Genomic DNA, 11,000 nt, shown 5'->3' on the forward strand with positions numbered 1-11,000 from the left:
CGCTTCACCGACCCCCACCTGCTCGACCTCCGCAGGCAAGACGGCGGCCACCTGGCCTTCAGCCACGGCATCCACCAGTGCCTGGGCCAGCAACTGGCCCGCGTCGAGATGCGCGTCGCGCTCCCCGCACTGCTCAACCGCTTCCCCACCCTGCGCCTGGCCGTACCGGCTGAAGAGGTTGCCCTGCGCCCGGAGACCGCAGACATCTACGGGGTCAAGAGCCTCCCGGTCACCTGGGACGCGTAACCACGAGCCAGTGACGCGGCCACCCGCCGCCGCTGTGGTTGCCCGCCTGCGGCGATCGCGTCCGCGGCCTGTTTCCGCCCGTATTCCGGTGGCACCCGGACGAGGGCGGCTCGGTCACCGAAGCCGCAAAGTCCGGCGCTCCACCGGTCATGGGTGGCTGTGCCCCGTTCGACGTTCGGTGAAATCTTCCCGAGGCGGCGGCGATAGCGTTCGCCGCGCACATGCCGTGGGTCGCGCTCCCCCGGTGCGGTGAGAACACGACGTTCGGGCACTCGGCGAGTCCGGGTGCGATATCCGGCTCGTTCTCGTAGACGTCGAGCGCCGCGACGCCACCGTATCCGATCGCAGCGCCTCGACCAGGGCGCGCTCGTCGATCATTGGACCGCGTGCCGCGTTGATGGATGATCCGCATGCCGAATGCCTTGACCCGGTTGGCCACCGCTCTCGCGATGCGGCCGAAGCCGCTGAGCGCGAGCGTCGCGCCGGTGATGTCGGTGCCGAGCATGCACGTCGGCGACCAGCCGGGGAGGCGTCCCGCCCGCATGACGGCGTCGCCCTCGCGCAGCCGGTGCGCAACCGCCAGCGGGTGCGTAAGGGCAACGACTGCGCGCGACGACGGGTCATTCCGTGATGGTGGCGATGCCGCCGACATCGACGCGGACACCTTCTGGGCCGGCCTCAGTGGTGGCGGTTATGGAGGAGGGGCAGGCCAGGGCATCGCCCATGTCGACAGTGAGTGTGGTGAAGCCCCGGCGGGAGAGGTGGGCGGCCAGGCAGGCGGTGCTGTTGGCGTTGGCGATGTCCTCCGGTACGCCGATCGAGGGGGCGAACATGCGGGCGGCGGCGCGCCCATCCTCGGTGGGGACGGTATAGAGGTAGCAGCCGAGCAGACCGAGACGGTCGGTGGCCTGGCGGAGGCGGTCCAGGTCGGGCGTCAGGGCGGCCAGGTCCGCGCGGGTCGGGACGGGGATGAGCATCCGGGGCCGCCCCACGGAGGCGACGACGGCCGGCCCTGCGAGCACCGGAAACAGGGGAAGGATCAGGTCGCGTTCAGGTCCGGTGGGCTCCCGGAGCGTGACCGGACCCGGGTCGAACAACGCCTGAAACCCACCGGGCCGCCGCACGGCCCGGCCGGCGAAGGAACGGCCCCCTGCGAGCAGGGTGGTCCGGTACTCCGACATGCCGGAACGACCGGCGAGAACCGCCAGTGCGGCGACTGTTCCGTGGCCGCAGGCGGGCAACTCGCCCTCAGCGGTGAAGAATCGCAGCGACACCTGCCCGTCATGGGTGGACACGAACACGGCGTGCGAAGTCCCCCACGCCACCGGTACAGCGCGACGCTCATCGTCGGTGAACGATCCCTCCGCCACGACAGCCGTCGGGCTGCCACCGCGACCGTCGCGCAAACAGGCATGCACGATCATTGCATCTCACTCACTACTCGTCATCATGGGAAGATCATGCCCAGCGGCTTGCCGCAGGGCCGGCCTCCGGCCTTCCGCCCAGGTCGGCCCTGCGGTAACGCCCAAGGCGTCAGGACATTCACGACGTACCCGCTCAGCCCACCGCTGTGCGGAGAATCTGGTTTGACAGCCCCTCTCCTGGTTGTGCATTCAGTTCTGGAGGTGGACGACGTACTTGCCCTCGCCGCGGCCTTCGGCGAGCAACTGGTGGACCGCGGGTACGTCCGCGAGCGAGCCGACCTCGGTGATCAGGAGGTCTAGCCGGCCGTTGGCGATCAGGTCGAAGACACGGCTCAGACTGGCGGAGACCCGATGGGGTGCGGTGGCCCACAGGCGCCTGATGCTGAACCCGCCGATCGAGAGGTTTCCGCCGATCAGCCGTCCGGCCGGCGGGAGCGGTGCCTGCTGGTCGCCGCCCGCATTGCCGAACAGTGCGATCCGCCCGCCGGGTGCGGTCACCGCCAGATCGGTTTCGAGCAGGGCGGTGCCGAGCGGGTCGAGCACGATGTCCACTCCTGCGCCGTAGGTGGCCGCCAGTATTGCCTCGGCCAGGTCCCCGCCGCGTGCGAAGGCGGCGTCATACCCGCTTTTGAGCACCGAGTCGACCTTGTTGGGACGGCCCACGGTGCCGATGAGCGACCCTCCGCCGAGCAGCGGTACCAACTGGGCGATGGCGTTGCCCATGCCGCCGCCGGCCGAATGCACCAGCACCGTCTTGCCCGGCCGGAAGCCTCCGGCGTCTTCGAGGAGGAGCAGTGCGGCCGTGAGCATGAGAGGGGCGGCCGCCGCGATGTGTGAGGCGACCTGGTCTGGCACCGGCACTACGTGCCCGGCCCGCACCAGCACCACCTCGGCGAGACCACCGCCCCCGGTGAACGCGGCCACTCTCTGTCCGACGGCCAGCTCCGTCACGTCGGGGCCGATCTCCCGGACCGTCCCGGACACTTCCAGGCCCGGCGCGTACGGCCAGGCGTCGGCATAGCCGGCATCGCCGCGACGAGCCATGACGTCGAGAAAGTTGATGCCGGCGTACGCCACATCGATGGTCACCTCGCCGGGCCCCGGCCGTGGCTCCTCCATCTCACGGATCTCCGTGCGGTCCGCTCCTGGGGAGGGCTCGGTCATGATCAGTGTTTCCATGGCGCTCCTTCGATTTTCGTAGTACGTCGAAAATAGTACATCGGTTATGATGGCTCTCGAAGGAGTGGTGTTGGATGCCGAGATCGAAGGGCCGTTGGGCGGCGCTCGTCCATCCGGAGTCAGACGAGTTCGATGTGCTGGACATCCTGCACGCGCTATCCGACCCCACCCGGATGACGATCGTGCGGACGCTGCGGGCCGCGCCGGAACGTGCCTGCGGCACTTTCCCCGTGGAGGTCGCGCCCTCCACACTCACTCACCACTTCCGGGTTCTGCGCGAGTCCGGAGTCATCCGCCAGCGAGAGGACGGCACCCGTCGGTGGACCGCACTCCGCGAAGAAGATCTTGAAAGGCGCTTCCCCGGCCTCCTGGACAAGATCGTGACCGCCTACGAGGACGGGCTTACCCACCTCACTGATGGTGCCCGGGAGCGGTGAAACACTCTCCTGGAAGGGAAGGCCGAGGCATCCACACCGTGCTGCGGCGCCGCGCGGCCGGCGAACCCGTCGACAAAATCCGCAAGGACCTGATCATCCCCACCGGTAAGCGCAAGGGTCACAACCCCTCCCTCGCCGGCGTCTACCGCGCCCTCGCAGAACACGAGAAGGCCCAGCGCTACCCCAACGCTGTCGAACAGGCTCGCGACGAGTACGGAGCCCTCCGGCAAGGGTTCTAACCTCGCTGTCCCGCGGATCAGGTCCCAGCACCCGCCGGCACGGCGTCGACGTCGTCCAGACTCCGGGGCGACGTTAGACTCCGCGCCTCACCTGGCGGTCCCGTGGCTGTTCGTGGGAGGCCCGGTAGCGGCTGGGGGTGATGCCGTGCTCGCGCTTGAACGCGGCGGCGAACGCGACGCCCGAGGAGTATCCGGTGTGGGCTCTTACCGAGTCGTCGGCGAACGCCCGGGTGACGTGGTACGGGATTTTCCGGCTGCGACTGGTTTGCCGGTGGAGTAGCACCCGTCGAGCAGGGAGTCGTCGTACCAGCTGGTCATTTGCGCCACTGGCGATCGCAGGCTCCGGCCGTCTATGCCCGGCGGTCCTACGAGGGTGCGTGCATAGCGGTGATCATGTGATCGAAGACCCGTCATAACAGTCTAAATGCGCAGACGAATGATTGGTTGATATGGACGATTACTTATTGAAGGTATTGGTGCCCGCTCCTACGGTGGTGAGGCGCGGCCCGCATCGGTGCGGGCGGCACGATGAAGGGAGTCCGTGATGACCAGGGCAGTGTTTTTCGACGAGCTCGGTGGGCCGGAGGTGCTCCGGCTGGAGGAGGTGCCGCTCGGCGAACCTGGAAAGGGTGAGGTCCTCATTCGCGTCGACGCGATCGGTCTGAACAGAGCGGAGGCGAACTTCCGCGCCGGCGCCTACGTCTACCAGCCGAACCTTCCCGGGTCCCAGATCGGGTACGAGGCCGCCGGGGTCGTGGAGGCCGTCGGCGAAGGCGCGGACGGCTTCGCCCTTGGCGATGCGGTCAGCGCAGTGCCCACCTTTTTGATGACCGAGTACGGCACTTACGCCGAGTCGGCCGTCCTCCCGGCACACGCCCTGGTGCACCGCCCCGACGGCGTTGACGCGGTGACCGGCGCCGCCACCTGGATGGCCTACACCACCGCCTACGGCCTGTTGGTGGAGTTCGGCGGAGTCAGGCCGGGCGACACGGTGCTCATCAACGCGGCATCCAGCAGCGTCGGCCTTGCCTCCATCCAGGTCGCCAACCACATCGGCGCCATTCCCATCGCCACCACCCGCACCAGCGCCAAAAAGCAGCGCCTCCTGGATGCGGGCGCCGCCCACGTCATCGCCACAGAGGAGGAGGACCTCGTCAAAGAGATCCACGCCTTGACAGGTGGCCAAGGGGTGAAACTGGCCATCGACGCCATCATGGGCCCGGCAGTGAACACCCTCGTCCAGGCGGTCGCCCCGGACGGCACTCTCCTGTTCTACGGCTGGCTGGACCCCACCCCCGCGCCGATGCCCCTCGCCCCCGACTTCCTCGGCCGCAACATCCGCACCTACGCGTTCACCGAGCTCACCCTCGACAGCGAGCGGCTACGTCGCGCCAAGCACTTCATCAACGCCGGCCTGCGCGCCGGCTCCCTCTCCCCCGTGATCGACCGCTCGTTCGACCTGACCGACGTCGTCGCGGCCCACCGCCACCTGGAGTCCAACACCCAGTTCGGCAAGGTCATCCTCACCGTCCAGCACTAGCAACAAGACCGTGTGGTCAAGGAGCCGGGCGCAGTTGTCATAACGGAGAAACAGGTGACGGAGTCCTCGCAGGACCTCCGGATAGCTGGAGCCTGGTGATCGGCATCCCCTCCCGTTTCGCCGCAGCTCAAGCTAGGCCAGGTGCATAGAGATTACCGCCGCTCGTCCAGCGATCACCGTACCCACTCTCATGCCTCGCTCAGGTTGAGATCAAGGTGCATGGTCGTGGGCCGCGGCGGTACTGGTCGGGAACGTGGACGTCGTCGAGGAAGGTGCGCACAACGGTCAACCAGGTTCGCCAATGGAGGATGGCATCCGATGCCACGAACCGAGGAAATTGCGCTGTCGATTTACCGCATGCTCAGTGTCCAAGGAGCAGTGGCGGTCGAGGAGTTCGCGGAACTCACAGGACTGGGCGAGGAACAGGCCGCGCGCGGCCTGCGGCGCCTGCGCGAGCTCGGCTTGGTTCATGAGGACAACGTGCAGATCGAGCCGGTCGCATTGGACAACGCTGTGGCGCGCACGATGGACGCATACAACGCGATCCTGGCCGAGCAGGCCGGCGCCGCTGCCGTCATGCAGCAGCTCACACACTCACTAAGGACGGTGTATCAGCCGACTGTCGCCCGCGAGAAGTCTCGGGTGCGCGTGGAATCGCACACGGGCAGACGGACCATCGAGCGGACGCTGCGTGACCTCGGCACAGCGGTCAAGGAGACCTCTGACGCGCTGCACTCTGGGCCGATACCTCCGATGGACGTCCTGAAGACCTCCCTGGACCATGACGCGAGGATGATCCGCAGGGGAGTCGGGCTCAGACATCTGTATCCGCGGGACATCATGCGACGTCCCGAACACGCCCGATACCTCAAGGACCTGACCGAGCTGGGCGCGAATGTGCGGCTCATCGATCGCGCGCCCGGCGACATGCTGATCTTCGACCGCTTGGTGACCGTCATCCCCTGCGATCCGCACAACCCCAACGAGTCGTTGGTCGTGATCAACGGATCGGTCCTGACCGAGGCCTACATGGCGGTGTTCGAGGATTACTGGCTGCGCTCGGTCTCGTACAAGCAGGCCGTGTCCGAAAGCCGCCCGGCCGAACTCTCGCCGCAGGAGAACACCATTCTCAGTCTCCTCTCCGGTGGACTGAGCGACGATCAGATCGCCCGCAGAATGGGACTGCACCGCCGCACCGTGCAACGGGCCATCGCGAAACTCATGGAACGCCTGGGAGTCAACAGCCGCTTCCAGGCAGGCATCGAACTCGCGAAAGCGCCCGAATTCACGTTCGCTACCGCCCCGCCTGACCGCCGCAGCGGTCGGCAAGCCCAGTGAACCATGAACCCCGGATAGGCCGCTGAGGACGACGCAGCATCCAAGCCCCACGGGAGCGAGTCGTCCCCACTTTAGAGTCAAGGCCACCGTGTGGGTCGCGGAGATCGAGGGCGACAATGTCTTCTGCTGCTCCAGGGCCACCTGGCGGAGGGACGGTCCTGGCTCTGGTATGCGGGTTCGCAAGCACGATGCAAGCGAGGAGGAGGGGTGGCGCCGATCTCGGGCAAGGAGGAGACCGCACTATCGCTCTATCGGGCGCTGCGTGCTCAGGCCAGGGCAGCGGTTCACCAAGCCGCCGATGCCGCCGGGCTGGACGAAGCCGAGGCTGAGCGCGGACTGCGGCGATTACGCGAACTCGGATTGGTGGACGAGAGATCAGGCCAGGTCGAGGCCGTGGATCCGGAAAAGGCATTGCAGCGGATGATGGAGTCGTACCGTCTGCGCACGGCCGAACAGTCACGAACCGCCGTCTCGCTGCAGCGGATCGTACACGCATTGACGACGGTGTACTCGGAGGCCGCCACCAACGACACATCTCTGGTGGAAGTGGAGATCTTCAGCGGCAGGCGCAAAAAGGACCGCACGTTCTACAACCTGCACACCTTGGTCACCGATAGCTGCGACTCGATACACCCCGGGCCGATGCCGCCCAAGCAGGTCCTGGACAAGTCCCTGCGAGTGGACGCGCGTCTTGTAGCCAGCGGTGTCCGCTGCCGGGCGATCTATCCACAATCACTCCTGAAAAGCCGCAGGCTCTCCCGCTATCTTCACGATCTGGCGCGCATCGGCGTGGAGGTGCGGCTGATCGACCACGCACCCATCGACATGGTCATCCTGGACCGGCTGGTGGCCGTTCTCCCCAGTGAGTCCGGCACGTCCTCTGGCCCCGACATGGTGGTGATCCGCGGCTCTGCGCTGATCCACACTCAGGTGGCGATCTACGACGACTACTGGCTGCGGGCCGTTCCCTACGAGCAAGCATTGGCAGCCTCCATGGACCGCGGTCTTGCCCCCCAAGAGCAATTGATCATTCGCCTCCTGGCCGACGGCCTTAATGACGACCAGATCGCCCGCAAGGTGGGCGTCCACCGCCGGACGGTCCAGCGGGCGGTCACCAAGCTCATGGATCGTCTGGGGGCCTCTAACCGCTTCCAGGCCGGCCTGAAACTCGCACGAGGCAGCAGGACCACGCGAGTGGTCCCCGGCCCGGAATCTCTGACATCGCGTTCCGCCGGCCCGGGGGTGCTGCACGTCGACTCCGGTGAAGCATGCGCTCCTTCCGGGAGCTGTCCGCGCAGCGCGGGCGGAGCTTCGACGAGCTGGAGTCCGCACGGACGTGGCTCGCCGGACGAGCGGACTGCACCGGCCGCATCGGAGTGATCGGCCCGGTCGTGGCGAGCTACGGCGGGCGCGACGCCAGCCTGCGGGGCGCCGCCGTCCGACTGGAGAAGGCACTGACCGGCCTCGGCGTCCCGCATGACGTCCGCGAATACCCCGAAGCCGGACATGGCTTCCTCAACAGGCACAAGCCGCTGCTCATCACGCGGATCCTCGCCAAGGCCGGGTTCCGGCAGGAGGCCGCCGACGACGCGTGGAGCCGCATCGACGCGTTCTTCGCCGAACACCTGCACCAGACCACCGGGCAGCCTCCACCGGCAGAGGCCCAGCGCTGAAGGCGGCACGACCCTCATCGCCGAACGCACCTCTGGACGGCGGGCACGACGCCCATCCGGCAGCACCCTAGGGTGAGCCTGGCCTGCATCGTCACAGGGTGAGGACGACCTTGCCGGAGACGCGGCGGTCGCGCAACGCGGCAAGCACGTCCTGCAGCTTGGACCAGTCCTCGACCAGCCCGAGCGTCGGATGCAGCCGCCCGGCCGCGACGAGCCCGACCAGGACCTCCAGGCCGACGGCGGGCGGCTCTGGGTGGGCGTATGAGAGGTGGCTGACGATCCGCGCCCCTTCGTGACCGATGAAGTCGTAGATATCGATCGGGGTCTTTTCTCCGCTGCTGGCCCCGATCAGCATGATCGTGCCCCCGGGCGCCACCTTGCCCAGCGCCGCCGCCAGCGACGCACCGCCGACCGACTCGACGATCAGGTGGTACGGCCCGGCCGCCGCCCCCGGGTCGGCCACGACGTCGTGGGCGCCGAGCGCGATCAGCTCGCCGGCCTGCCGCGCCACCGCGGTCACGGTGGCGCCTCCGAGCGCGGCCAGTTCGACCTGGAACCGGCCCACGCCGCCGTTCGCCCCGGTGATCAGGACACGGCGTCCCAGCAGGTCACCGCCCTCGCGCAGGGTACGCAGCGCGGTCAGCCCGGCCAGCGGCAGCGCCGCCGCCTGCTCCAAGCCGACCTCATCGGGCACCACCGCCAGCCGCCCGGTGGGGATCGCGACCTGTTCCGCCCAGCCCGCCTGCTCCACCAGGGCGACCACCCGCGTGCCCGGCGCCGGCCCCGACCCGTCGGCCGCCGCCTCCACGACCACGCCCGCCACGTCCTGGCCGGGACGCCAGCCGCCGGTGCGGGTCTTCAGCAAGGCCAGCTCGCCACGGTTGACAGAGAACGCCCGCACCGCGACCAGCGCCTCGTCCCGCGCGGGCACCGGCTCCTCGGCCTCCGCGATGACCGCGCCCTCCGGTGTGTTGATCACTGTTTTCATGCGTCCCAGCCAAGCGCGGGAACAGACCCGCATCCAGACGCGCTTTCCCTGCCGATGTATCACCGATCGTGATAGGACGTCATGGAGATCAGGCAGCTGCGGTACTTCGTCGCCGTCGCCGACGAGGGCGGTTTCGCCCGCGCGGCCGAGCGGCTGCAGATCGTCCAGCCCGCGGTGAGCCAGCAGGTCGCGCGGCTGGAACGCGAACTCGGGGTCCGGCTCTTCGATCGGTCCAGCAGGCGGATCCGGCTGACCGGCGCGGGTGATCGCCTGCTTCCCGAAGCCCGCGCCCTGCTGGCCGCCGAGGAACGCATCCACCGCATCGCCGCGGACATCGCCACCGGCCGTGACGGGGTGCTGCACCTCGGCACCAGCCAAGGCCTGGGTGACCGGCTCGGCCAAGTGTTGCAGGAACTGGCGCCACGACTCCAAGTGCGGCTCCGCGCGCTGCCCCACGACGAACGGCTCACAGCGGTACGGACGGGAGAGCTCGACGCCGCTTTCGTCCGGGCCGTCGACGAGGCGCACGGCCTCGAACTGCTGCCCGTGTGGCGTGACCCCCTGGTGGTGGTGCTGCCTGCCGTACATTCGCTGGCGGGCAAACCCGCCGTGGACCTGGCCGACCTCGCGGACCTGCCGCTCCGGCTGGCGCCCCGCGCGCACAACCCGCCGCTGCACGACCTGCTCATGACCGCCTGCCGCGAGGCGGGATTCGAGCCGAGACCCGGCCCCGCGTTCACCAACATCCAGGACACCATCGCCGAGATCGGCACCGGCCCGGCCTCCTGGACCATCCTCTACCAAGCCGCCGCGGACATGGTCCCGGTCCGCCGCGTGGCCCTACGTCCCCTGGCCGGGGTGCGGGTGACCACCTCCCTCGCCGTGTCACCAGGCCCGCCCGGCCCCGCCCTCCGCCTGCTGCTCGACGCCGTACGCAACCAGACCCCGTGAGCCCGGTCCGACCAGGCGGAAGCCTTCCTGCGGCCGGTTTCTCCCCAGACTCGGGGCGTTGCCGTCACGGGGGCGAGAACCGCGATCCCGTGCTGCAAGAGGCTCCGCGCGCCGGACCGGCATCTCCTACCGCCCGGCACGGTGAGTGGCGGAGGTCGTGGCGCGTCCGCAACTCGCGGCTCGGGACCGATGGCGTATCGCGGGAGACGCCGGCCGGCCCGGGCAAGGTCGTCCGGCGGTCCCGCGCCGCCTGACGGCCTGAAGCGTACAGGGAGGTCACGACGAGAGCTGTTCCGCGGGTATGAGGGTCGCGATCCGCGCCGCTCCGCCGGTGGCCAGCCAGCGGTCGAAGGTCAGCAGGCCCGGGTGGAGTTCCCGGGCGCGGGCCAGGTCGGCGCCGTAGCCGCCCTCGCGGTTGAGGAAGTCCACGGCCTCGGCGTACGCGGTGCTCTGCGCCCGGACGGCCTCGAGCGGGACCGGGAGGTACGGGACGGCACGGCCGAGGGCCTGGCTCAGCGCCTGCGCGATCCGGGGCGGGGTGAGCTCGTCGCCGGCGATGTCGACGGCCTGACCGAGGTAGCCCGCGGGGTCGTCGAAGGCCAGGGCGGCGAAGACGCCGATGTCCGCCAGCGCGATGAGCTGCTCGGGGACGTCGGCCGCGAACGGCGTAGCCAGCGCGCCGGAGCCGAGCCCGAACGCGGGATCGGCGTAGTTGTCCATGAACGACACCGGCCGCAGGATCGTCGCCGGCGCGCCGATGCGGTGAAGGTGGCGTTCGATCCGCAGTTTGGGCTCGAACGCGCGGACGCCTTCGCTGCGCGGGGCCCCCGCCACCGACGAGAACACCAGGTGAGCCGCGCCGGCGGCAAGCGCGGCGTCGGCGATGGCGCACCCCCAGGCGATCTCGTCGTCGTACGGCACCGGCGCGGCGCCCAGCACTCCCGGCTGGACGCTGAACACTCCGTGGACGCCGGTCATGGCGGCC

The 11,000-nt window shown here is 68.9% G+C and carries 14 protein-coding genes; 8 read left to right on the forward strand and 6 right to left on the reverse strand.

Annotation, left to right across the window (positions count from 1 at the left end):
* Positions 1–246: cytochrome P450 (locus AB0J09_RS40980; protein ID WP_360703417.1), on the forward strand; the 246-nt coding region annotated here is incomplete at its 5' end.
* Here AB0J09_RS40980 and AB0J09_RS40985 read toward each other — a convergent pair.
* From AB0J09_RS40985 to AB0J09_RS40995, 3 genes are all read right to left on the reverse strand, one after another.
* Positions 230–898 carry an NAD(P)-dependent oxidoreductase gene (locus AB0J09_RS40985; protein WP_360703419.1) on the reverse strand — a complete coding sequence of 223 codons (669 nt, stop codon included), beginning with the start codon at positions 896–898 and terminating at the stop codon, positions 230–232. The two genes, AB0J09_RS40980 and AB0J09_RS40985, sit on opposite strands and share 17 nt — an antisense overlap.
* A complete protein-coding gene (locus tag AB0J09_RS40990) occupies positions 867–1,670 on the reverse strand; it encodes a PhzF family phenazine biosynthesis protein (RefSeq protein WP_360703422.1) in 804 nt (267 codons plus the stop codon). The genes AB0J09_RS40985 and AB0J09_RS40990 overlap by 32 nt, the downstream gene beginning before the upstream one ends.
* A gap of 189 nt (positions 1,671–1,859) precedes the next feature.
* A complete protein-coding gene (locus AB0J09_RS40995) occupies positions 1,860–2,849 on the reverse strand; it encodes a zinc-binding dehydrogenase (protein ID WP_360703424.1) in 990 nt (329 codons plus the stop codon).
* Positions 2,850–2,923: 74 nt separating this feature from the next.
* On the opposite strand from AB0J09_RS40995, the gene AB0J09_RS41000 reads away from it, so the two are divergent.
* Complete coding sequence (locus AB0J09_RS41000; RefSeq protein WP_360703427.1) at positions 2,924–3,286, forward strand: helix-turn-helix domain-containing protein; 363 nt, start codon at positions 2,924–2,926, stop codon at positions 3,284–3,286.
* Positions 3,283–3,525, forward strand: a complete 243-nt coding sequence (locus AB0J09_RS41005) for a hypothetical protein (protein ID WP_360703430.1) — start codon at positions 3,283–3,285, stop codon at positions 3,523–3,525. Before AB0J09_RS41000 ends, AB0J09_RS41005 begins: the two co-directional genes overlap by 4 nt.
* 73 nt (positions 3,526–3,598) lie before the next feature.
* Here the strand turns inward: AB0J09_RS41005 and AB0J09_RS41010 are convergent, their stop codons facing one another.
* Complete coding sequence (locus AB0J09_RS41010; RefSeq protein ID WP_360703433.1) at positions 3,599–3,808, reverse strand: hypothetical protein; 210 nt, start codon at positions 3,806–3,808, stop codon at positions 3,599–3,601.
* Positions 3,809–4,069: 261 nt separating this feature from the next.
* Between AB0J09_RS41010 and AB0J09_RS41015 the strand changes: the two genes are divergently transcribed.
* From AB0J09_RS41015 to AB0J09_RS41030, 4 genes are all read left to right on the forward strand, one after another.
* On the forward strand, positions 4,070–5,065 hold the full coding sequence (locus AB0J09_RS41015; protein WP_360703436.1) for a zinc-dependent alcohol dehydrogenase family protein: 996 nt from the start codon (positions 4,070–4,072) through the stop codon (positions 5,063–5,065).
* Positions 5,066–5,383: 318 nt separating this feature from the next.
* The gene (locus AB0J09_RS41020) at positions 5,384–6,403 is read left to right on the forward strand and encodes a helix-turn-helix transcriptional regulator (protein ID WP_360703438.1); all 1,020 of its coding nucleotides are present in this window, start codon (positions 5,384–5,386) and stop codon (positions 6,401–6,403) included.
* Positions 6,404–6,610: 207 nt separating this feature from the next.
* Complete coding sequence (locus AB0J09_RS41025; RefSeq protein WP_360703441.1) at positions 6,611–7,783, forward strand: helix-turn-helix transcriptional regulator; 1,173 nt, start codon at positions 6,611–6,613, stop codon at positions 7,781–7,783.
* Positions 7,784–7,794: 11 nt separating this feature from the next.
* Positions 7,795–8,076, forward strand: a complete 282-nt coding sequence (locus AB0J09_RS41030) for a dienelactone hydrolase family protein (RefSeq protein WP_360703443.1) — start codon at positions 7,795–7,797, stop codon at positions 8,074–8,076.
* Positions 8,077–8,167: 91 nt separating this feature from the next.
* Here AB0J09_RS41030 and AB0J09_RS41035 read toward each other — a convergent pair whose 3' ends face one another.
* Entirely contained in the window at positions 8,168–9,064 is an 897-nt protein-coding gene (locus AB0J09_RS41035; RefSeq protein WP_360703446.1) for a zinc-binding dehydrogenase, read from the reverse strand.
* Between the two features lie 81 nt (positions 9,065–9,145).
* Between AB0J09_RS41035 and AB0J09_RS41040 the strand changes: the two genes are divergently transcribed.
* Entirely contained in the window at positions 9,146–10,015 is an 870-nt protein-coding gene (locus AB0J09_RS41040; protein WP_360703449.1) for a LysR family transcriptional regulator, read from the forward strand.
* Between the two features lie 276 nt (positions 10,016–10,291).
* Here AB0J09_RS41040 and AB0J09_RS41045 read toward each other — a convergent pair.
* A partial coding sequence (locus AB0J09_RS41045) for an NmrA family NAD(P)-binding protein (protein WP_360703452.1) occupies positions 10,292–11,000 on the reverse strand: 709 nt, incomplete at its 5' end.

Origin of the sequence: Nonomuraea sp. NPDC049784, from assembly GCF_040659615.1 — a bacterium.
GTDB lineage: Bacteria > Actinomycetota > Actinomycetes > Streptosporangiales > Streptosporangiaceae > Nonomuraea.